At 59.3% G+C, this 19,802-nt stretch carries 23 protein-coding genes and 1 pseudogene; 17 read left to right on the forward strand and 7 right to left on the reverse strand.

The window, feature by feature from the left end; genetic code table 11:
- The first annotated feature begins 1,191 nt into the window (after positions 1 to 1,191).
- From QCE79_RS37440 to QCE79_RS37450, 3 genes are all read left to right on the forward strand, one after another.
- Positions 1,192 to 1,824 (forward strand): phage integrase family protein, encoded by a 633-nt coding sequence (locus tag QCE79_RS37440; protein ID WP_309853692.1) that lies wholly within the window; start codon positions 1,192 to 1,194, stop codon positions 1,822 to 1,824.
- Positions 1,821 to 2,903, forward strand: a complete 1,083-nt coding sequence (locus QCE79_RS37445; RefSeq protein WP_309853694.1) for a site-specific integrase — start codon at positions 1,821 to 1,823, stop codon at positions 2,901 to 2,903. The genes QCE79_RS37440 and QCE79_RS37445 overlap by 4 nt, the downstream gene beginning before the upstream one ends.
- Before the next feature lie 201 nt (positions 2,904 to 3,104).
- On the forward strand, positions 3,105 to 3,401 hold the full coding sequence (locus QCE79_RS37450) for a hypothetical protein (RefSeq protein ID WP_309853696.1): 297 nt from the start codon (positions 3,105 to 3,107) through the stop codon (positions 3,399 to 3,401).
- A 155-nt stretch (positions 3,402 to 3,556) separates the two neighbouring features.
- Here QCE79_RS37450 and QCE79_RS37455 read toward each other — a convergent pair whose 3' ends face one another.
- The gene (locus QCE79_RS37455) at positions 3,557 to 4,264 is read right to left on the reverse strand and encodes a DNA ligase (RefSeq protein WP_309853699.1); all 708 of its coding nucleotides are present in this window, start codon (positions 4,262 to 4,264) and stop codon (positions 3,557 to 3,559) included.
- A 709-nt stretch (positions 4,265 to 4,973) separates the two neighbouring features.
- Here QCE79_RS37455 and QCE79_RS37460 point away from each other — a divergent pair.
- Positions 4,974 to 5,165: a hypothetical protein gene (locus QCE79_RS37460; RefSeq protein WP_309853701.1), complete on the forward strand. Its 192-nt coding sequence runs from the start codon at positions 4,974 to 4,976 to the stop codon at positions 5,163 to 5,165.
- Positions 5,166 to 6,095: 930 nt separating this feature from the next.
- Here QCE79_RS37460 and QCE79_RS37465 read toward each other — a convergent pair.
- The 3 genes from QCE79_RS37465 to QCE79_RS37475 form a co-directional block, all read right to left on the reverse strand.
- Positions 6,096 to 6,365, reverse strand: a complete 270-nt coding sequence (locus QCE79_RS37465) for a DUF1488 family protein (protein WP_309853704.1) — start codon at positions 6,363 to 6,365, stop codon at positions 6,096 to 6,098.
- Positions 6,366 to 6,382: 17 nt separating this feature from the next.
- Positions 6,383 to 6,607 (reverse strand): DUF6723 family protein, encoded by a 225-nt coding sequence (locus tag QCE79_RS37470; RefSeq protein ID WP_309853708.1) that lies wholly within the window; start codon positions 6,605 to 6,607, stop codon positions 6,383 to 6,385.
- 363 nt (positions 6,608 to 6,970) lie between these two features.
- A complete protein-coding gene (locus QCE79_RS37475) occupies positions 6,971 to 7,300 on the reverse strand; it encodes a hypothetical protein (RefSeq protein WP_309853711.1) in 330 nt (109 codons plus the stop codon).
- Between the two features lie 405 nt (positions 7,301 to 7,705).
- Between QCE79_RS37475 and QCE79_RS37480 the strand changes: the two genes are divergently transcribed.
- Together QCE79_RS37480 and QCE79_RS37485 are read left to right on the forward strand one after the other, a co-directional pair.
- Positions 7,706 to 8,065 carry a response regulator gene (locus QCE79_RS37480; RefSeq protein ID WP_309853714.1) on the forward strand — a complete coding sequence of 120 codons (360 nt, stop codon included), beginning with the start codon at positions 7,706 to 7,708 and terminating at the stop codon, positions 8,063 to 8,065.
- Positions 8,066 to 8,457: 392 nt separating this feature from the next.
- Positions 8,458 to 8,769 (forward strand): hypothetical protein, encoded by a 312-nt coding sequence (locus QCE79_RS37485; protein ID WP_309853717.1) that lies wholly within the window; start codon positions 8,458 to 8,460, stop codon positions 8,767 to 8,769.
- Between the two features lie 495 nt (positions 8,770 to 9,264).
- On the opposite strand, the pseudogene QCE79_RS37490 reads toward QCE79_RS37485, so the two are convergent.
- Positions 9,265 to 9,987 (reverse strand): annotated as a pseudogene (locus tag QCE79_RS37490) (manganese catalase family protein); the annotation flags it as partial.
- 12 nt (positions 9,988 to 9,999) lie between these two features.
- Between QCE79_RS37490 and QCE79_RS37495 the strand changes: the two are divergent.
- The 7 genes from QCE79_RS37495 (at position 10,000) to QCE79_RS37525 (ending at position 16,199) form a co-directional block, all read left to right on the forward strand.
- Positions 10,000 to 10,377 carry an aldehyde dehydrogenase family protein gene (locus tag QCE79_RS37495; protein ID WP_309936386.1) on the forward strand — a complete coding sequence of 126 codons (378 nt, stop codon included), beginning with the start codon at positions 10,000 to 10,002 and terminating at the stop codon, positions 10,375 to 10,377.
- 47 nt (positions 10,378 to 10,424) lie between these two features.
- Entirely contained in the window at positions 10,425 to 11,819 is a 1,395-nt protein-coding gene (locus QCE79_RS37500) for an aminotransferase (protein ID WP_309853720.1), read from the forward strand.
- An 18-nt stretch (positions 11,820 to 11,837) separates the two neighbouring features.
- The gene (locus QCE79_RS37505) at positions 11,838 to 12,614 is read left to right on the forward strand and encodes an amino acid ABC transporter ATP-binding protein (RefSeq protein WP_309853723.1); all 777 of its coding nucleotides are present in this window, start codon (positions 11,838 to 11,840) and stop codon (positions 12,612 to 12,614) included.
- 69 nt (positions 12,615 to 12,683) lie between these two features.
- Positions 12,684 to 13,490 carry a transporter substrate-binding domain-containing protein gene (locus QCE79_RS37510; protein WP_309853726.1) on the forward strand — a complete coding sequence of 269 codons (807 nt, stop codon included), beginning with the start codon at positions 12,684 to 12,686 and terminating at the stop codon, positions 13,488 to 13,490.
- 92 nt (positions 13,491 to 13,582) lie between these two features.
- Positions 13,583 to 14,296, forward strand: a complete 714-nt coding sequence (locus tag QCE79_RS37515; protein ID WP_309853729.1) for an ABC transporter permease subunit — start codon at positions 13,583 to 13,585, stop codon at positions 14,294 to 14,296.
- Entirely contained in the window at positions 14,296 to 14,997 is a 702-nt protein-coding gene (locus tag QCE79_RS37520) for an ABC transporter permease subunit (RefSeq protein WP_309853733.1), read from the forward strand. The genes QCE79_RS37515 and QCE79_RS37520 overlap by 1 nt, the downstream gene beginning before the upstream one ends.
- A 59-nt stretch (positions 14,998 to 15,056) precedes the next feature.
- Positions 15,057 to 16,199 (forward strand): FAD-dependent oxidoreductase, encoded by a 1,143-nt coding sequence (locus QCE79_RS37525; protein WP_309853736.1) that lies wholly within the window; start codon positions 15,057 to 15,059, stop codon positions 16,197 to 16,199.
- Positions 16,200 to 16,210: 11 nt separating this feature from the next.
- Here QCE79_RS37525 and QCE79_RS37530 read toward each other — a convergent pair whose 3' ends face one another.
- Complete coding sequence (locus QCE79_RS37530; RefSeq protein WP_309853738.1) at positions 16,211 to 16,693, reverse strand: Lrp/AsnC family transcriptional regulator; 483 nt, start codon at positions 16,691 to 16,693, stop codon at positions 16,211 to 16,213.
- Positions 16,694 to 17,563: 870 nt separating this feature from the next.
- Here QCE79_RS37530 and QCE79_RS37535 point away from each other — a divergent pair.
- The 4 genes from QCE79_RS37535 (at position 17,564) to QCE79_RS37550 (ending at position 19,387) form a co-directional block, all read left to right on the forward strand.
- The gene (locus QCE79_RS37535) at positions 17,564 to 17,800 is read left to right on the forward strand and encodes a type II toxin-antitoxin system ParD family antitoxin (RefSeq protein WP_309853741.1); all 237 of its coding nucleotides are present in this window, start codon (positions 17,564 to 17,566) and stop codon (positions 17,798 to 17,800) included.
- Positions 17,797 to 18,126, forward strand: coding sequence for a type II toxin-antitoxin system RelE/ParE family toxin (locus tag QCE79_RS37540; protein WP_309853744.1), 330 nt, complete (start codon positions 17,797 to 17,799; stop codon positions 18,124 to 18,126). Before QCE79_RS37535 ends, QCE79_RS37540 begins: the two co-directional genes overlap by 4 nt.
- A gap of 338 nt (positions 18,127 to 18,464) precedes the next feature.
- Entirely contained in the window at positions 18,465 to 18,869 is a 405-nt protein-coding gene (locus QCE79_RS37545) for a DUF2384 domain-containing protein (RefSeq protein ID WP_309853747.1), read from the forward strand.
- A complete protein-coding gene (locus tag QCE79_RS37550; RefSeq protein WP_309853750.1) occupies positions 18,866 to 19,387 on the forward strand; it encodes an RES family NAD+ phosphorylase in 522 nt (173 codons plus the stop codon). The genes QCE79_RS37545 and QCE79_RS37550 overlap by 4 nt, the downstream gene beginning before the upstream one ends.
- A gap of 228 nt (positions 19,388 to 19,615) precedes the next feature.
- On the opposite strand, the gene QCE79_RS37555 is transcribed toward QCE79_RS37550, so the two are convergent.
- Positions 19,616 to 19,802: ProQ/FINO family protein (locus tag QCE79_RS37555; protein WP_309853753.1), on the reverse strand; the 187-nt coding region annotated here is incomplete at its 5' end.

Below are 19,802 nucleotides of genomic sequence, written 5' to 3' on the forward strand. Positions count from 1 at the left end.
ACGTGCGCGGCACCGTCACGGCGTGCGCAGCGGGGAAAGCGTCTTTCAGCTGAAAAGAGGAGGTGCCCGCGACAGCGGCAGGGAATGAGGCGAACGGCGAACCGGCGTACGTGCAGGAGCTGCACTCCAAGACGGCGCGACACGTGTCAGGCCGAAAAGCACAACGGCAAGCACAACTCCCACGCAAGCTAGAACAAGCGCGGCACTGAATGGGCAAATCCCATCGTCTGCCGCCATTGATTCGTGCGAGTGAGAGTCCGACATGCCAGACATCTCCGGGACGTTGTCCATCGTGCCCATCATCTGACCCATGTCCATTTCGGGCGATGTTTCGGGCATCGTCGCGGTTGGGTTGGCGTGATGCGTGAACATTGGACCGTGCCCCGAACACATCACAAGCGTGAGATCGCCGGTAGCCACTGATATGGGGTCGAGCATAATCCCGCCCGGCAGGAGCGCGCGCACGTACAAGAGGGCGAGCGCAGCCAGCAGGCGTCGCCGGCCGATCGCGCTGCCCCGAAACAAAAAGCGCCGAAAGGGATACATAGCGCGCATTCTACCTTTCGTTGTGGAAAGGCATGCAATCATGCATTTAGCAAAGGCTGCGCATATGCCTATAGGGCGACAAGATGAGCGGTAGCACGTTGCATTAAAGAGTTCGACGTTCTTCCTCAGTACACTGGACTGCTAATGATCATAAGCAGTGAGGGTTTTAATGGGTAAAATGGGGGTAGCGTTATTTACGCCTCGCCGAACGCCCATTAGCACGGGGCAGAGGCGGGTGTTCGGACTAGTCAGCGGGCTGGGACGTTACTGCCAGGTGGCAGTTTGCGCGGCGGGCGGAAGCTGAGCGGCGACGCTCTATGGTGAGGTGAGCACCTGCGGGAGCACGCGCGCGACAATCGATGGCCAATCAACCTCAACAATTGACGCTTCCCACGCCGCGCACCTACACCCGCACCGACTTCACGGCGCTGCGCGCGTTTGTGCAGCGCGTGCCTGCGGCCACCATCGCGCGGCTTTACTACGACGTCGAACGCTCGCCCCATGCGGCGAGCGCTGAGACCACCGAGCGCTATCTGCGTCAAATGCGTGATGACCTGGTAAGTCTGGCGCTCAAACACGGCTCATCGGTGCTCGCCGATCACCTCAAACTCGATCAAACAACACGGCAGCGCGCGGCTTACCGCCATGACGCTACGCATGGTCGAGCAGGCGTCGACCCTGGCGGCCGCTACGCCGACGCTGGCTCACCCGGTCGAGCTGTGGTTCCGGCCGCTGATCGCGCGACGGCTGATCGGCGAGGGAATCACCACGCTGGGCGCCCTGATCGAGTATTGCAACGCGCGCGGCGGCAGCTGGTGGCGATCCGTGCCGCGCATCGGACCCTTGCGCGCGGCAACGCTGGTGGCATGGCTGCGTCGGCATGAGCGAAGCCTCGGCGCACGCGTCGCCGACGACGTCGATGCGAGGCCACTCGATGTCACCTTTCGCGCAGCGGGCGAGCCGCTCGCCATCGTGGTGGGCGGCGATCCGGCCGTGCCCCGTCTGGCGCCCTTCGAGCAGCTCGCCGTGCCGGCCGAGTTATCGGGCGGTGATGGACTCCATCGAGGCATCAACCGCTCGGGCAGCTTCGCCTTCATTCGTGCCGAGCACGATCTGGCCGCCGTGCACGCCTACCTGCACCGGTATCGCGATCGTCCGGTGACCCTGCGCGCCTATACGCGGGAGCTCGAACGGCTGATTTTGTGGAGCGTCGTGGTTCGACAAAAGCCGCTTTCGTCGCTGCTGGTGGAAGACTGCGAGGCGTACAAGGATTTTTGAAAGCGCCGATTGCCAGCTTTACGGGACCGAAGCGTCCACGCACGAGCGGCCGTTGGCGCCCCTTTGCGCCCGAGGGGCTGTCGGAAGACAGTCAAGCGTATGCGGTCCGCGTGATTCGTGCGGCGTTCGCCTGGCTCGTCGAGGTGCGGTACCTCGCAGGCAACCCGTGGAGCGCCCTGCATGAGCCGGCGACGGTGATCCGCGAGTCCGCCGTCCAGGTTCACCGCGCATTACCCGCCGATCTCTGGACGCGCGTACGACGGCTGCTCGATGAGCGTTGCACGGCCCTAATCCTGCCGACGCCAACGGAGCCGGGAGAGGCAGGGGCGCGTTTGAGCAAGCAGGCGCGAGCGCGTGTGGAGCAAGAGGCGGCGCCTCAGTGGCGTGCGGCGCGGGCGGCCATTCTCTTGATGGGCGACTCGGGACTGCGTCGCGTTGAAGCCGCTCAGGCAAGGCGTGAACATCTGCGCGCTTCTGACGTCAGAAGCGAATTATCGACGCCCGCGAGTCGCGAATCGGGGAAGGCGCCTCCGGCAGGCGAAGCATCGAGGTCGCTTCCTCGAACCGTCTGGACCCTGACGATCGTCGGCAAGCGGCGCAAGCAACGCACGGTGCCGGTGAGCGGCGCCACGCTTGATGCGCTGCGCGCGCATTGGGCGGACCGGGATCGTGACTTCGATGGTCAGGCGCACGGGCCGCTCATTGCGCCAGTCTGGATTCCCGAAACCGACGCTGCGCAGAATCGACACACCACTGACGACCGTGACGTGGCTTACACGCCGGACGCACTTGGGCGGCTGGTCCGCATGGCCGTCCGGCGACTCGTGGTCGAGCTGCGGGCCGATCCGACGGGCTTGAGCGAAATGAGCACCGAGGACTTGGTGCAACTGGTAAACACCTCGGCGCATGCGTTTCGCCACACCTTCGGTACACGCGCCGTCGCTCGAGATATGCCGACGGACGTTGTTCAGTCGATCCTTGGGCATGCGTCACTCCAGACCACGTCCATCTACGTCAAAGCAGAGAAGCGGCGCATGCTTGAGGCGGCGGCACGGTACTACGCGGATGACGACGCCTAGCCTTTGAAAGCGCCGGGCCGGTGCTTGCACACTGGGCTTGATCAGTAGGGAAAAGCCGAAAAGCGGCAGACTTGGGGAGCATCCGGGGTCGCAGGTAGTTACTCAGATGTGAGGCTTCGCGTCATAAGAAATTCCGCGTATGCAAGTCCGATGTTATTCGAAGCGAGGCACAAAGCACTGTGCTCGCCTGGCAATCGACCGATGCTCGCGAAATCCAATCTATTTAATAACTTTCACATGCAATATACCTACGAGACCCTTTGCGAGCGGACATGGGCGGCGGTAAATCGCTACATTGGTGAAGCAAACAATCTGACGAAATACCCGAACGTCGCTCGTGAGCAACTGGGTGCCGCCCGCGGCATAGTCATAGGTTTTTTTGCGCTCACGTTCGACGCACCGGCCAGTCGGGCCGACCAAGCGGATATGCTTGACCGCATTGCGCGTGCCCAAAATCAATTGCGAGAGCAGTGCCGCGAACGAACGCCGAGGACCTGACTACTCGATATGAGGTTTAGCCAGATTAGCCAGCTCTTGATTGCGTCGAAAACGAGGAGGCAATCTGATGGACGCCGACGACGACGCGCAAAAGCCCTAAATGCCTATGTTTCTCGAACGAACGAACGCCCGCGGTTAGTTCCGTGGGCGTTTTGCTATGGCAACGATCGCCGATTAAGACGCGCGGGCAATGTTCCGCTAGCTTCGTTCTCATTTTCCGCGGATGCCGGTCGCCAATTTATTGGCGCCGTCGCACGGCCGTAGTTCGGATTTTTGACGTTGAGCCAGTCACGGGTGTAGCCGGCCGAGTACGGCGCTTTGAGCCGTTTCGCCATAACCCCTTCGAGGTTGAATCGCGCTGCGCGCTCGAATGCCAGCTCGCCTTGCTCCTCGATGCCATCAACGTACACGATGACCATCGTGTCTGCAAAGCTCTCGCGCAACATCGCTTTCCTATCAAAAAGCCGCATGCGTCGCATGTCGTGGTGGCCCCAAGCGAGCATGTCGAAAACGTAGATCCGTGCCGGATCCTCCGTAGCGGCCGCATGTAGGCTCAGTGGATGGCGGCTTCGCGTCCGCCGTTGAAGGCGTTCTAAGGAAGTGCGACCGGTGCCGTCATCGACGGTCAGCTCCGCGTCCCAAGAGAAGCTACCAGGAATATCCGCAACCGCGGCAACGACTTCGGGGAAATGTTCGTTAAGGGACTTACCATTGCGCGAGATCAAATCAACTGAGCTGCCTACCTTCCGCACCAGCGCCCGGTAGCCGTCGTATTTGACTTCAAAGATCCATCCCTCGCGGGAAAACGGACCGGGAGCTGGGATGCCATGCATGAGATCAGCAGCTTCAAGCGACAATAGCATGCTCAGGTTCCACAAACGGCGCGCTGGCAGGAGCTAGCTTCGCCTCGCAAAAGCTTGGCGACTTACTTTTGCCGTGCAAATCCGACATACCGCATTCCGAGTGCCCGGTGCTACGAAGCTCTGCGAACCTGGCTTCCCGATTCAGTCTGCCCGGGACCGGCTCGATGGCTTAGGAATTAGGTGGAACGGCCGACTTCGGCGGGAAAACTTCTGACGTCAGAAGCGGCTCACCAAAATTTGCGTGGAGCATAGCGGGTAGAACTTCTTCCATATGGGTTCGCCAATATGTTTTGAGCAGGCGCTGACGCGCCGTCGCGCAGGTTGCCGACCGAAGTCGTCCACCTATTGGACGATGCATCGTGCAAACCACCTCGATCTACGTCAAGGCGGAGAAGCAGCGTATGCTCGAAGCGGCGGCACGTTATAACGCGGACGACGGTGAGTGAGTCGTGCAACCAGCGCGATGTATGTCGTTGCCGCGTTCGTAGCAGCTGATACTGAGCACTCACGTATCGCCGAACCGTTCGCCAATAAGCGAATCGTAGTGGCGAGGGAAGGGCAGCAACGATTGCCCGCATCATAGCGTCCAGGCCCGTAAGACTCGAAAATGAGTGCGCGAGGACGCGAGCTGTACGGCGAGTGACATAACCTTCGCGGAAGCTATTAACACGAGTGCGATATTCTTTCCATCTTCGAGAACCTAGTCTACATGCTTACACCTGAAGGCGCGGATGACACCGAAGTCATCGTTCGACCGGCCGCTTATGGACGCTGGCAGGTCGAGATTCCGACCGGTCACGGGGTTGCTGTCAATTTAGTCGACGACGAGCGCGCGGCAATCGCTTTCGCGCACGCCGTCCGTCCTGGCGCCGACATTCGAGTGCTGCCTGCAGCAGGGTGACTGCCGCAGCGAGCGATGGTCTTATCGCGAAGGGAAGGGAGCGCCCAACTTTGCCGGGTCGCTAGAGGGACGCATGCGGAAAGTGCTAGTACGTGCTTCGCGCGTTGCATCCGGTCCGCGCCGCTCTTCGGCGACGGCTTAACGGAATGAGCCAAGTCGGTCACGACAGCTTTTGGCCATTGACAAGCGTATGCTGATCTCATCCTCGACCCTCAGGAAAAATCATGCGTCCGCAAACATATCTGAGGATCTACTGCACTTCTTGCGGCTTCTGGTCCGGCTGCATCTTTATCGATGATGTAGCGGTGAAAGGCATCTTTGGATGCCGGAGTCCATATGAGGTGGAGATCTGGGCCAAGGACTCTGTCTATCGCCTTGAGGTGATCAAGATTGAGTCCCATTGAATCGACCCGGCGACCCCAATCGACCATGCAGCGACGGACTGACCCGCGAATCTACAAGCCGACAGCACAGGGGCAAGTTGGCTCACGCCCGTCCCAAGCGTTGTCTGATGCCACTGAGGTGCACGACAGCATTTCCAGCAATCGATACTCATTGTATAAGCGCGTCCCAGGCAGCTACCGGGTCTTCGAGGTTGCCTTCAATAAAGAAAATGCGAGGTGGAGATGGGCTGCTGTGACAGGATGCGATAAGCGCGAGCAAGACACCCCCGCGCCCCAAACATTCGCATCGGAGCGTCTTGCCGTCATCAACGCAAAGCGGCAGTTGGACGGGGACTTTTGGGTGATGACCACTTGGCCCGATTCGATTCGGACCGCGTTTCATGATTGGGATGGCATTCTCTCGGTAGGTGAAGTCTTGGTGATCCATTGGAACCGAAGACCGCGCCGGATGTAACAAGCTCGAGAACGCAAGAAAAGCGCAAACATCTTCGGCTGCGCCTAAGTGGTCGCCACCCAGACGGTCATCTCATCTTCTGAGAAAGTCCGTCGGCGTCAGGCGAATCGTGTCGGAGCTGACAACCAGAGACTTTCGTTCCGCCACCGCACGGATGCGAGCATATCCGTCTACAAAGCACCGCCGTATGCGTTCATCGTGAGCCGGTAAATCGAGCCAGAAGCACTGCTGCAACGCTTCTAACAAGATGACGCAGTCAACCTGCTGACCATTTTTGAGTATTGCGAACTCGACTCCATGTCGGGTCAGCTGAAACTGAGATTCGCTCGGAGCCGCTTTCATAGGGACGTCGGTAACCGTTATAGCTCGGGGTTTGCAATATCGCCACCGACGATCTCTTTACCGAGTTGCTGGGCAGCTGCGAGCGCCTCGTCCGGTCCCGTGTAAGGGCCGATTGGCGAAGCGCCATCAAACGGATATAACAGCTTGGAATCCGTCTTACGCACCACCTTCAACGTGCCGTGAAAGCCGCTCGCGCGAGTGCCGCGGTAGGACGCATAAACAGCAAAGTCGTTCTCGGTCAAGCCGGCCGCCGGTGCGACAGATTTGAACGGGAAGAGAACTAGCTTTGGTCGTTTTCCGTTGCGCATAGCACCGTTGAAATAGACGAACAGTTCGATCTCAGCAAAAAATGTACCAAAAGCAATGGGACAGGCGCGAGATAATCGCCAACTGTGCGTGCTCGCGTGGACCGCGCCCGCTGCGGTCGCACAAGGCGCGGGAGCGTGGCTCCATTGAACGGATCTGTGGCCGACCTCGCGTCATTGCTTGACATTTCAGCCCGGCGTCGTCAACGAATTTGTGCCTCGTGAACCTTTCAAGGGCGACGAGCCGCCAGTGAACGTAAATGCACACCTGTGCACCGCACGCTGAACAACGTCAGCGTCCTAACCTCGCTTGCGTTCTTGCTCGAGGTGCCAGCCCAATACTGTTTCGAAGTGCGCCCGAAAGGGCGTGCGGATGCTCGCCGGTGTCTGGCGAATATAAGCTTCGGCGCGCGTCCGTTCGTCGCCATGCAGTGACTGCACATAGGCAGTTGCATCATCCACGCTCGGTACTCGACCGTTGTGACCGCGCGACTTTGCCGGCAACGCCGTCCAGATGACGGCGTCTGCCCCGGTGCGGTCCATCCATTCGGTCAGCGTCTGAGATTGCTGGTATTCAATACCCCCAGGCCCCGGAATACTGCCAATCCATTCGTCAGAATTCGCGCGCATGTCTTCTCGGATCCGCAGCGCTTCTTGTGCAAAACTAAGCGAATCAACCAGAACCGGTGCCCAAAAAGTTGGTTGTACCGGTGCGCCCTCAAGCACGACGAGACTGATACAAGGGTACAACCGGGCCAGGCGGGTCGTTTCACGTGTACTGATGAATCGTGGGGAATGGAAAGCTTTGCTGGAAGCCCATTAGCATTCGGGATGCCGTCAAAAATCAAACGTATACGCTTTGATCTTTGCGATTTGCGGGTTAAGCCTTAAGCAGCAAATACGCCGCTCGTTCCAGAACTCTTTGTGCTACCTTTTGTATGTTCATAAGCAATCCATACATCGATGCCGTCCTCTAGCACTTATGCGCGCCGTTGGACAAGTCGTCGCGTAGTGCGCCGCGGCAGCCGGCTGCGAGTGCTGGTGGTAGACGATAATGCGAATGCCGCGGACGCTTTTACCGCGTATTTCGGACTGTTTGGAACAACTTCGAAGGCTGCCTACGGGGGCGCAAGCGCGATTTGCACAGCGCTGAAGTGGGTGCCGAGTGTTGTTTTCCTCGACATATCTATGCCCGAATTAGACGGGTTTGCGGTGGCGCGACGATTCAGATCCGAACCTCTGCTCAAAGACGTCGTAATAGTCGCCCTAACTGCGCACGACGAGGCCTTCGTTCAGCAGCGTGCTCCGATAGGCGACTTCGACGGCTATTGTCAAAAAGGCAACCCCGCGACTGCGTTAGTCGAATTGCTTGAACAGCTCACCGCTGAAGTTTGAAAGCGTACGCCCGCGAGGGGCGGGCTGTCGCGCTGGTCTGCCGGAGCAATCCTGGCTCTTGTCGGGGTCGGCCTCTTCATCGTTATTTCCGCGCCCAAGCGTTTGAGCCATAAATAGCACGTTTCGTATTAAGCGCCAAATTTAGTCGGGGAGCGATGCCTCCGGTGATGCCTGTGACCTCCCATCCCCGTCGAGCTAGCGTCCCGAGGAGTTAGTGCACAACTCCGGGCGCAGGACGACAATGCAGCGCAACCGGTGATCGGGTTGTGCTCATTCGCTGCGTTGTTCGTCGCTTCCAAACCCTCAAGCATGAAGCGAAATAAGGGAACGGAAGCGCGAAAGCCGTGGAACCGAGCTTGCTTCCCGATCGGAAACTTCTTGAACGTCGAACTATGAAAGCAATTATCTGGGGACATACGACCCTTGCCGAGGGACATGAAGAAATTCACCGCTTCGCTTTCGAGCTTCAGGATGGAAGTGAAGCGCCTTCCGTGCGCGAGTCGGTTTCGCTGCGGACAGCTCGGGTAGTCGTTGCACATCTCGAAGACGGGAACGCGTTGATTGAGATGTTTCGAGCCATCGTAAGTTGTGACCCGGGGAGTTACGACGACTTGATTGGCCGATGCTTTGAGGATAACTTTATTGAGAACGGTCCAAGCGATCGGGTCAACATTCGCGAAGGCTGGCAAAACGCCGACCATTAAGCACCGGGAGCAGACCGCAAATTCGTGGATACCGCATACCGCTACTTCAAAACGATGCTTACGGTCGAAACGAAATGCACCGGATCATGCGTGTCAAACAATGGTCCACCGCTTGGGGACGCTTGCATTGTCAAGGATCAGTTGAATGGCGCGGTGATAGTCGCGAATGGCGCCAGCTGAAGAACTGCCGCTTGGAGACTTAACTCGGCTTCAAATTGCGGATTTTAACTGGAACACGCTCCGGCGACTTGCCTTTTTCCGGGAGCATTGTCGGCTTGCTGGATGGCGCCCTCGCTCGCACGCCGTCAACACCGTGGCATAGCAGGGCGAGCCAAAGCAATGCAACCCGCTGGAAGAGTAGTGGCGTCGCGCCGCTCGCCGGGGATCGGGAGTGGGGGAGACTACAAGCAGCCCACGCAATATGGCCTGATTTTTAACGGACGAGCTTTAACGTCACAACCGCGCAGACCGCGCGCGGTTGAGATCTAACGGCCTTTAAACGGCTTGCCCTGCGCCAAGGTCAGCGCCTGTCGTGGGATTTGCGGCTGGGTCTGAGGCTGTGCGAGAAGCCATCGATTGCAGCGCCTGCACTTCCTGCTCCGATACCTGAACAGTGGCCGTGCCGTCTCCGCCATCGACTGCCGGCTGCGGATCCTCGACGAACTGCCAGTCGCCGCCCTGGTTCCAAGGGCCTCGGGCGTCGTCGCCTTTGGACATATTGAAATAGACGCTCGTGAATTCCGGGTCACCGGGCAGCTTGCCCTGCGGGAAGTTCGGCTGGATGGCGTGCAGCGCTTTCTCGAAAGACTTTTGGTGGGCAATCTCGCGCGTCATCAGAAAACCCAACGCCTCTTTGATGCCTGGATCATCAGTGACGTTGATCAGTCGTTCGTAGACGATCTTGGCGCGCGCTTCCGCGGCGATGTTCGAACGCAGATCGGCAGTGGGTTCGCCAATGGTGTCGATATAGGCCGCCGTCCACGGTACGCCGGCAGAATTGGTGAGCGGCGCTCCACCGCCATAGAGGATCGAGGTGATATGCGAATCGTTGCCCGCGCCAGTCAGCGAACGATACATTTCGGCTTCAGCCTGTACGCCTTCGGCCAGCTGGCCCTTGGCGCCCTTGTTGAGCATCGCGACAATCGAGCCGATCACCTCAAGGTGGCTCAGCTCCTCGGTCGCGATATCGAACAGCAGGTCTTTACGTCCCGGATCGACGGTAACTTCGTCATGCCTACGGCCCTGTGCGATGTCACCGACGACATGCTCATCGCGCAGGAAGAGACCTTCGGACCCGTCGCCGCCATTCTTGCGTTCGATACGGAAGCCGAAGTCGTTGCCCGCGCGAACGTTTCCGAGATGGGGTTGGCGGCCTATGTGTTCACTTCCGACCTGAACCGCGCGATCCGTTGCTCGGCCGCGCTCGAATACGGCATGGTGGCGGTGAATACTCCGTCCTTCACGGGGCCGCCCGTGCCCTTCGGCGGATGGAAGGAATCCGGACTCGGCCGGGAAGGTTCGACGCACGGCATCGACGAATTCCTCGAACTGAAATATGTATGCATCGACGATCTCACGCGCGGCATGACGCCATCCCACACTGTTTGAGCGACTCAATCAGGCTGAACCAGAGTTCGTCATAAAAAGGAATAGTCATGGAATACATCGATCAGATTGCCGAGATGGACCGCCGCTCGGTGCTGCATCCGTTCACGTATCTGAAGGACTACGCGACGGGCACGACTGACCCCGTCATCGTCGAGACGGGCAAGGGCGTGCGTATCAAGGATGCGACGGGCCGCGAGTATATCGACGGTTTCGCCGGTCTCTACTGCGTGAACGTGGGCTACGGTCGAACCGAAGTGGCCGAGGCCATCGCGCGTCAGGCATACAAGCTCGCCTATTACCACAGCTATGCATCGCATACGACCGACCAGCTCGCGAAGCTCTCGGACCGCCTCGTGAAGATGGCGCCAGGCAAGATGTCGAAGGTGTTTTACGGGCTGTCAGGTTCGGATGCCAACGAAACGCAGGCGAAGCTCGTGTGGTACTACAACAACCTGCGCGGCTTGCCGCAAAAGAAGAAGATCATCTCGCGCGAGCGCGGCTATCACGGTTGCTCGGTGGTGTCCGGATCGATGACGGGACTGAGTTTCTATCACGACCACATGGATCTGCCGACCGCGCGAATCCTGCATACGGGCGTGCCGCATCACTACTGGGGTTCGGAGCCGGGCGAGAGTGTCGCGGCCTTCGTCGCGCGTCGTGCGGCCGAACTCGAAGCGATGATCCTGCGCGAAGGGCCAGAGACGGTCGGCGCGTTCATCGGTGAACCCGTGCTCGGCACGGGCGGCATCATTCCCGCCCCCGAGGGCTATTGGCCCGCCGTTCAGGCGGTCCTGAAGAAATACGATGTGCTCCTGATCGCCGATGAAGTGATCACCGGCTTCGGCCGCACCGGGAAGCTGTTCGGCTCCACGCTCTACGGGATGGAACCGGATCTCGTCACGGTGGCGAAGGGGCTGACCGCCGCGTATGCACCGCTGTCCGCGAGCATCGTCAGCGAGAAGGTTTATCAGGTGATGGAGGACGCGACACCGCAGGTCGGCAGCTTCTCGCATGGTTATACCTACTCAGGGCACCCGATCAGTGTCGCGGCGGCCAACGCGGTGCTCGATATTGTCGAAGCGGAAGACCTGCCCGGCAAAGCCGAAACCAACGGCGCGTACATGCAGACACGCTTCAAGGAACGTTTTGCAAATCTTCCCTTCGTCGGCGAGGTGCGTGGCGTCGGCATGATGGCGGCGGTCGAGTTCGTCGCGGACCCGGAGAAGAAGCAGCGCTTCGATCCGGCGCTGAAAGTCGGTGCACGTATTTCGCAGGCCGCTCGCGACCGCGGGCTCATTGCACGCGCCATGCCGCACGGCGACATCCTGGGCTTCGCACCCCCGCTCACCATGACGCAGACCGAGATCGACGAGATGGTGGATATCGCAGGCAAGGCCATCGATCAGGTCACGCAGAAATTGCACAAATCCGGCGATCTTTGACTACGCCGCATCAATCGGATGACTTCCATGACAGCCAAGCCCATCCTCGAAATCCGCGATCTGAAGAAGCGCTTCGCCGCCGATCTGGTTCTCAACGGTATCAACCTGAAAGTGAATCAGGGCGAGGTCATCTCGTTGATCGGATCTTCGGGATCGGGGAAGAGCACGCTGCTCAGATGCATTAACTTTCTTGAGATGCCTACCTCCGGCGCGGTGAGCCTGCATGGGCAGACCGTGCAGTTCGATACCGACCGGCAGGGCATCAGTTCATCGAGCAATACGGCCGCCATTCCGGAGTTTCGCAAGCAGATCGGCATGGTCTTTCAGAGCTTCAATTTGTGGCCGCATCGCAGGGTGATCCAGAACGTGACGGAGGCGCTGAGATTCGTCAAAGGGATGAAGCGCGCTGAAGCGGAAGAAACGGCCATCCAGATGCTGGCGAAAGTGGGCATGGCGGAAAAGCGCGATGCGTATCCTTCGCAGCTTTCGGGCGGTCAGCAGCAACGCGTGGCGATTGCGCGAGCGCTCGCGATGAAGCCGGGCGTGGTTCTGTTCGACGAACCGACTTCGGCGCTGGACCCGGAGCTCGTCGGCGAAGTGCTCAAGGTCATTCGCAAGCTGGCGGAGGAGGGCAACACGATTCTGCTGGTCATGCACGAGATGCGCTTCGCTCGCGAAGTGTCGTCGCGCATTATCTTTTTGCACCAGGGACGTATCGAGGAAGACGACACGCCGGAAGTCATCTTCACCTCGGCAAAATCGGAACGGGTGCGCAGTTTCCTGTCTCAACACTAGCGGCCGACGCCTCATGAATCGGCCCGGTGACACGCTTTCAATCCTCTCTCACTGTTTGGAGAAAACCGTATGAAAAAGTCTTTTCTCTCGCTTGCGATGAGCGCCGCAGTATTGTTCTCGGCTTACGCTTCGGCACAGGCCGGGACTTTGTCCGTCGGTACCGAGGGTGATGCGCCGCCCTTCAGCATGGCGGATGCGAGCGGCAATGTCACCGGCTACGATGCCGACGTGGCGAACGCGGTCTGCACGGAACTGAAGATGCAGTGCAAGTTCGTGGTCCAGTCGTTCAATACGCTGATTCCCTCGTTGTCCGCAGGCCAGTTCGACGTGATCGTTTCGGGCCTCGGTATCACCGAAACGCGCAAGAAGCAGATCGACTACTCGATTCCCTACGCCGGCGTGACTAAATACTTCGCCGTCAAGAAAGGCTCGCCGCTCGTTCAAGCAAGCTCGCTCGACGCGATCGGCAAGGCGGTCGATGGCAAGTCGGTCGGTGTCGTGAACGGCACGACCTACGCGAAGTACGTGGAAAAGCACTTCGCGAATGCGGATATCAAGTCGTATGACTCGGTCAATGCCATGGTGAGCGACCTGCAAAGCGGCCGGCTCTACGCTGCCTTCAGCGACTCGCCGACTTGGGCCGATGTAATGAAAACGCCGAGCGGCGCGGCCATCACGCGCGTTCCAGTGGCGGTGCGCCAGAAGGAAGACCCGGAGATTCTCGGGACGGGCATGGGCGTCGGCATTCGCAAGGGCAACGCCGAGTTGCAGAAGCGCGTGGATACCGCGCTTTGCACGCTGATCAAGAACGGAACGATGAAGAAGATCAGCGACAAGTGGTTCCAGGAAGATTACACAATTCCATGCGCGCTCTGATGTGACTACTGGCTGGACTCGCGGGACGCGAAGCGGCATGCGTCCTTCGGCCCGCATGCGATCCTGAACCCGTTTGGAAACGAACCACCGCCATGTTCGAAACACTACAGTTACTGCTCAAGCAAGGCTGGCTGATATCGATCCTCAAGGGGAGCGCCGTCACCATCCTGCTCGGGCTGCTGGGCATGGTGCTCGGTATCGTCGTGGCGGTGCCGCTTGCCATCGCGCGCTGGCGCCGAATGGCGATTCTGTCTCAGGCGATCGACGCCTTCACCGGTGTCATCCGCAGTGTGCCTGGCCTGCTGGTGATCTATTTGCTGTTCTTCGGCTCGGTCGAGGCTGTCGACCGCATCGGCGAAATCTTCGGGTTTCGCGACGGTTTACGCGCGGCATACAGCTTCATCATGGGCACGGTTTCGATCGGCGCAATCTCTGCGGCCTATTCGATCGAAGTGTTGCGCGGCGCGCTACAGTCGATTGCGCCGGGTGGCATAGAGGCGGCGCAGGCGCTCGGCTTCGACCGGCTTACCATTTACCGGCGCGTGATAGCGCCGCTCATGTTCCGCTATGCGCTTGGCGGCCTCAACAACGTCTGGCAGATGACGATCAAGGATACGTCCCTGGTCTCGGTCGTAGGTCTCCAGGAACTCATGCGCGTGTCCGCGATCGCGGCGGGTATCACGCATAGCCCGCTGCTGTTTTACATGATCGCGGGCTTCGTATTCCTGTTCATCACGTGGTCCAGTCAGCGCGTGTTCGTCGTGATCGAACGCGGCCTGAACCGCGGCTTTGTGGGAGGCAGGTGATGGGTGATCTGATCGACATGTCCCTGCCGTTTCTGCTGAAAGGCGCGCGCGTCACCTTGCTGATCGGAATTGTGGGGATCGTGGCGGGCTTTCCGCTCGGCGTGGCGATGGCGCGGCTGCGCATCGGGACGCGCCGCATGCTCGCCCGGCTCGGCGACGCCTACAGCGGGTTCTTTCGCGGCACGCCCATGCTGGTGCAGATTTTCATTATCTACTACGGTTTCGGGCAAGTGCACTTCATCCAGGACACACCGGCGCTTTGGTGGCTGTTCGGCGACAGCCTGCATTGCGCGATGCTGACCGTGCTGCTCAACACGATTGCCTACACCTCGGAGATCTTCCGGGGCGCGTTTTTGGCCGTGCCGAAAGGCTCGCTCGAAGCGGCGCTCGCGTGCGGCATGTCGCCAGCGACCATCCTGCGCCGCGTGAGCTTCCCGCTCGCGCTGCGTCACGCGCTGCCGGCTTACGGCAACGAAGTGGCCATCGTGATCAAGGAGTCGAGTCTGGCATCGACCATCACGGTGCTCGAAATCACCGGTCAGGCGAAGCGGCTGATGAGCGAGACCTTTGCCATCATCGAAATCTTCGCGATTGCATCGGCGCTTTATCTGCTGATCAACTTCTTCGCGCTGCTGGCGGTGCGCTGTGTCGAACGGCGCCTCGCGGATGGTGGTGCTTCGATGCGGCGGCCCGCGATTTGAGCGCGTGTCGCAGACGCACGGTCTTCGGACCAACGAGATAACAGGAAGAGGTAAGGCACATGCAACACCAGAAAAACGTCGCGCAGCGGCATATCATAATCGTCGGGGCAGGCGCGGTGGGTCTGTCGACCGCGCGCGCGGCGCTTCTGCGTGGCGACCGTGTGACGATCATCGAGCAGAACACGGTGCCGAATCCGCACGGCGCGTCGTTTGACCAGCATCGCATGATCCGCTTCCAGTACGGCGCGGCGCTCGGCTACACGCGCATGGTTCATCAGGCTTTCGCTGCGTGGGACCGGCTGTGGCGCGATCTCGGCGAGCAGCACTATTACCGGACCGGCGCGCTCGGCGTGTCGACAAATTCGAACGATTACATCGCGGCATCCGTTCCGTCGCTTCAGAGGGCGGATGTTGCATTCGAATGGCTCGATCATGCGGAGATGGAGAAGCGCGTTCCGCAACTAAAGCTGCCGAAGGCGGTGCATGGCCTGTACACGGAAGAAGGCGGTGTGCTCTTCGCCGACCGGATCGTCACCGGACTCTCGACGTGGATCCGGGCTCGCGGCGCCGTCATTCACGAGAACGCGCGCGCGGTCCAAGTCGAGGTGGCGCGCGCCAGAGTCCGGCTCGAAGGCGGCACGACAATTCAGGGCGATGCGCTCGTCGTGGCCGCGGGCGCGTGGCTTCCCACGCTTGAGCTCGATGACGCCGTGGCGGTCAGGCTGAATCAGAGCAGTCTGCCTGTACGGCGGCAGGCCGTGTGCTATGTCGAGCCGCCCGCCCAGTATGCGGCCGCGTGGGCTAACGGCCCTTGCCTGACCGACATCGGCGAAGGCGACAACTACGCGCTGATGCCGGTAAATGGAACCGGACTCAAGTTTGGTTCGGGCGCGCATCGTCGTGCGGGCGCGCCGCGCGACGGTTTTATCGCCGATCCCGAAGAAGGCCATGAAGTCATCGGTCACTTCGCGCCATATCTGCATCGGGCGGACGAGTATGTTCCGCAGCGCATGGCGGTGGGCTATTACGTGAAGGATGCAAGCGAGCGGTTCAATGTTCAGCGCTTCGGCGACGGCATCGTCGTCACTAACTGCGACGGGCAGATGTTCAAGTTCTCTGCGTTGATGGGCGAACGCATAATGGAGTGTCTCGACGGCGAACTCGACGCACGAGATTTGTCGGCATGGGCGGCGGGAAGCTGATCGCTGTGACTTTAGTCTCCGCCGATGTCGGAGAAGTCGATGGGCACGGAGAAGCCGACCTTCACGCGGTCCATGATGACCATCGTCTTGAAGCCCTTGATATCGGGGTTTTCGTAGAAAAACTTGCGCGTGAACTGCTCATAATCTTCCATGCTGCGGGCGGTGACGATCAGCAAAAAGTCTGAATCGCCCGTTACGTAGAAGCCGTTCATGACCTCCGGCGTCTGCCGGATCGACTGCTTGAAGCGGTCGACGATATCCGCGCGCTCGCGCTCCAATGTCACCATGACCACGATCGAGATCGGCCGCCCGACCGCCTTGGGCTGCACGATCGACACGTCCGCCTCGATGACGCCGTCCGCGCGTAGCTTCTTGAGGCGTCGCTGCACGGCTGTCGAGGAAAGCCCTGCGGCCTTGCCGATTTCGTCGGTAGTCAGGCGGTTATTGCGTTGAAGCAGCGCGAGAATATTAGCGTCGATGCGGTCGATGGGCATGGATCGTATCCGGCAGAAGGGCGGCCTGGCTTGCATCGGCGTGCTTCCCGGCACAGGCCCCGAAGGTTCGGATGCATCTGCTCTGAAGACGTGGCCAGGCCGCAATGGCTGGAGCAAATTATAGACGCACCGACTTTTGACACGGCATAACCTTGGTCCCCGGCTTTGCTGGAAACGTGCGGCTTCGACGGTAAGATGCATGCCCTCTTGGACCGGGCGCAGGCGCTTCCAGATGGTCCGCACCGACACGTTGGAACAGGCTCGCACGCTCACCATAGCAGCCCGCATTTCCCGACCGATTTTTATCTGCCAACTTTCATCACCGTCCACAGCATGTGTTCGGCCTCGCCCTCTGCAAGGATGCGCAATTCGACGTTTGCCGTGGCCCTTCGGTGGCTTCGACTGAGCAATGGTCCCCGGGCCACGCAAGGTCCGGGCTCTGTCGGCTCTGGAGATGCGGCACGACATGGTTTGCTCCGAAAGCAGCGACTCGCACCGTTTAGTTACGTCGTGAAGGTGAAGGGTAATCGCCCGCAATCAACGTGAGTCAGAAGTAAAGCCGCGCAACGCCTCGTTGCGCAGCGCATACAGCGCCGCTTGCGTGCAAACGTGCCGTCTCAGCGGAAGCAGTTACAGGAGACCGAGCGGGTCGCCATGGCACGGCATGGCCCGTCCGTTGGAACCAGGCGAGTTGGAAAGCAACGCCTTCGTGCGCTCCCGCGGACTTTTCCGTGTGATGCGCGAACCAAGCGTTGCGCTCATCGACAAGCCCGATGGAACGTGTAGCGCTCGGCGAATAATGGAACTCTTGGGCTAGAAGTTTCACGGCGAATTTTGGCAAAATTTGGCAAAGGTGCTATTCTGCGAATCATGACTACCATGAACATATCTTTGCCGGATGGGCTGAAGTGCTTCGTCGACGAGCAAGTCAACGAACGCGGCTATGGCACGAGCAGCGAGTATGTCCGCGAACTGATCCGCCGCGATCAGCAGCGGCAGCATCTGCGTGCTTTGCTGCTGGAAGGCGCTGCATCAGGTATGACGACACCGGTTGATAGCACCTATTTTGAGTCGCTCCGCGCGCGCGTACGCACTGCGCGCAAATGAAATCGAAACCCGTCATACCTTCGCTTAGAGCACGGCAAGACGTCGAGACAGAGATCGACTATTACCTTGTAGATGAGGGATCGGAGCAGGCAGCGCTTGGTTTTATCAGCGAAATCGAAACGGCGTACATGAAGTTGGCCAGACAACCTGCAATGGGGTCGCCCCGTTACGCGTACGAACTCGATTTTCCAGGCTTGCGGTCATGGCCGCTCAAGCGTTACCCGCACCTGGTGTTCTATGTAGAGCGTGCCGATCACGTTGAAGTTTGGCGGGTAATCAATGGGGCGCGCGACATTCCAGCGTGGTTGCTCGATGAAAACGCGTAGGCGCGCGTCGTCTGCATATTCTTGGTTTGCAGGCTAGTCAGGAACATGACATCGGATCAGCGGGGTAATGTGGTTTTACATAAGGCAATTTATCGCATTTTAAGTATGCAGACGTAGAGTTTGGTGTCTGGAAACTGTGCATGGTTTCACGTGAAATTTCGTCCACGGGCTTTGACGCACAATATTTGCATTATTAACTCCCTTTTTTAAGAATTCGCATTCTTATCTCATTGTCATGACCGCGGCACCATCGACAAGGCAAAACGTCGGCTTTCATGCTCGGCGGTGGTATTGCTATTTGTGCTAAAATTGTCCACATTATGTGCGTGGAGCGAGCCATGAATTCGGATACCGGTGCTATTCCCAGTGCAAACGTGAGCTTTGACCGGTTCATGGCCTCATTACGCGATCCCGAAGACCCAGCCCCGATTGTCTCCGCTCGGCGCTTCGGCGAGGCCTTGCATATTGACTTGCAAACTCTTGCCCAGCAAGCACATGTACATCGGAACACGATCAGCCGACAGCCTGCGTCCGAAAGCGTGCAACGATTCCTCCGCGACGCTCTGCGGGTCATCCGTGCCGCGACGGATATCTCAGGCGACGTCACGAAGGCGCTGTTCTGGTATCGCAACGAACCGCTGCCGGTGTTCAACTACAAAACCGCCGAGCAATTGGTGTCCGAAAGTCGGGCGGATGACGTCCTTCGTTACGTTGCGTCGCTCGAGGCGGGTGCGGCAGGATGATCCTCACAGAATTGGCTGGGGTAACTGTCTATCGTATGCACGTTCCCAGGTGGGCTGTTGCGCCGACGAGCGGCGCGGGAGCGGGAACGCACGGCGGTCGCGCGAATCGTGTCGGGCTGAATGCGCTCTACTTGGCCTTCGACCACGACACGGCCATCAGAGAGTATCAGCAGCTGTCGTCCTTGATGCCACCGGGGACCCTGGTCAGCTACAACCTCACGGCCGCTCCGATTGTCGATTTCACCGGCGGGTACGACAGCGGAAAGTGGTCGGCGTTGTGGGAGGATTTCTATTGCGACTGGCGTCACTGCTGGTTCAATGAACGGATCGAGCCGCCCAGCTGGATCCTTGGCGATGAGGTCGTCGCCAGCGGTGCCAAGGGTATCCTCTTTAAATCACGACTAAAGCCTGACGGTACGAACCTCGTTCTGTACACAGAGCGTCTTGACTCGACGGACCACTTCGACGTCTACGATCCATATAACGCTCTGCCGCGGAACCAGTCTTCTTGGGATTGAGCTTCGGAGAGCTCGACAGACATCAGGGACCGTGCGCCCTTGCCCCCCCCAACGGGATCGATATCCTTAAGACATTTCGTGTCAAACATGCCCATGCAGCCGACGGTTTAGCAAGATCGATTGTTTGCACGGGCACAATGCTTCGCATCACGAATGATCATGTTAGTTATGTCAAGTTCGCTGTTTATTGCATGATGCTTGCCAGGTCAACGCCGTGTACCATGAAGGTTATTGAGAACTGCTCCTGTTGCGCGCGAGCCGAGTGTTCTCCTGACTCGTCCCATACTCCACTTCGGTCGCTGTAACGACGCCAGCATTCGCACCGTCAAGGTCTACGCGCACCGTGCCTTCGATGAGACATGTCCAGTAGCGTTGGCCGCGGCACCATAGCTTGACGCCGTTACGAGCGTCTCGC

The sequence above is a fragment of the Caballeronia sp. LZ003 genome (assembly GCF_031451465.1).
Classification (GTDB): Bacteria; Pseudomonadota; Gammaproteobacteria; order Burkholderiales; family Burkholderiaceae; genus Caballeronia.

What these genes read in the sequence shown, in the direction of transcription:
- QCE79_RS37440 (WP_309853692.1), top strand. Translation starts at nt 1,192, where the DNA reads ATGACGCTACGCATGGTCGAGCAGGCGTCGACCCTGGCGGCCGCTACG.
- QCE79_RS37450 (WP_309853696.1), top strand. Translation starts at nt 3,105, where the DNA reads ATGCTCGCGAAATCCAATCTATTTAATAACTTTCACATGCAATATACC.
- QCE79_RS37455 (WP_309853699.1), bottom strand. Translation starts at nt 4,264, where the DNA reads ATGCTATTGTCGCTTGAAGCTGCTGATCTCATGCATGGCATCCCAGCT.
- QCE79_RS37460 (WP_309853701.1), top strand. Translation starts at nt 4,974, where the DNA reads ATGCTTACACCTGAAGGCGCGGATGACACCGAAGTCATCGTTCGACCG.
- QCE79_RS37465 (WP_309853704.1), bottom strand. Translation starts at nt 6,365, where the DNA reads ATGAAAGCGGCTCCGAGCGAATCTCAGTTTCAGCTGACCCGACATGGA.
- QCE79_RS37475 (WP_309853711.1), bottom strand. Translation starts at nt 7,300, where the DNA reads ATGCGCGCGAATTCTGACGAATGGATTGGCAGTATTCCGGGGCCTGGG.
- QCE79_RS37485 (WP_309853717.1), top strand. Translation starts at nt 8,458, where the DNA reads ATGAAAGCAATTATCTGGGGACATACGACCCTTGCCGAGGGACATGAA.
- QCE79_RS37495 (WP_309936386.1), top strand. Translation starts at nt 10,000, where the DNA reads ATGCCTACGGCCCTGTGCGATGTCACCGACGACATGCTCATCGCGCAG.
- QCE79_RS37500 (WP_309853720.1), top strand. Translation starts at nt 10,425, where the DNA reads ATGGAATACATCGATCAGATTGCCGAGATGGACCGCCGCTCGGTGCTG.
- QCE79_RS37505 (WP_309853723.1), top strand. Translation starts at nt 11,838, where the DNA reads ATGACTTCCATGACAGCCAAGCCCATCCTCGAAATCCGCGATCTGAAG.
- QCE79_RS37510 (WP_309853726.1), top strand. Translation starts at nt 12,684, where the DNA reads ATGAAAAAGTCTTTTCTCTCGCTTGCGATGAGCGCCGCAGTATTGTTC.
- QCE79_RS37515 (WP_309853729.1), top strand. Translation starts at nt 13,583, where the DNA reads ATGTTCGAAACACTACAGTTACTGCTCAAGCAAGGCTGGCTGATATCG.
- QCE79_RS37520 (WP_309853733.1), top strand. Translation starts at nt 14,296, where the DNA reads ATGGGTGATCTGATCGACATGTCCCTGCCGTTTCTGCTGAAAGGCGCG.
- QCE79_RS37525 (WP_309853736.1), top strand. Translation starts at nt 15,057, where the DNA reads ATGCAACACCAGAAAAACGTCGCGCAGCGGCATATCATAATCGTCGGG.
- QCE79_RS37530 (WP_309853738.1), bottom strand. Translation starts at nt 16,693, where the DNA reads ATGCCCATCGACCGCATCGACGCTAATATTCTCGCGCTGCTTCAACGC.
- QCE79_RS37535 (WP_309853741.1), top strand. Translation starts at nt 17,564, where the DNA reads ATGACTACCATGAACATATCTTTGCCGGATGGGCTGAAGTGCTTCGTC.
- QCE79_RS37540 (WP_309853744.1), top strand. Translation starts at nt 17,797, where the DNA reads ATGAAATCGAAACCCGTCATACCTTCGCTTAGAGCACGGCAAGACGTC.
- QCE79_RS37545 (WP_309853747.1), top strand. Translation starts at nt 18,465, where the DNA reads ATGAATTCGGATACCGGTGCTATTCCCAGTGCAAACGTGAGCTTTGAC.
- QCE79_RS37550 (WP_309853750.1), top strand. Translation starts at nt 18,866, where the DNA reads ATGATCCTCACAGAATTGGCTGGGGTAACTGTCTATCGTATGCACGTT.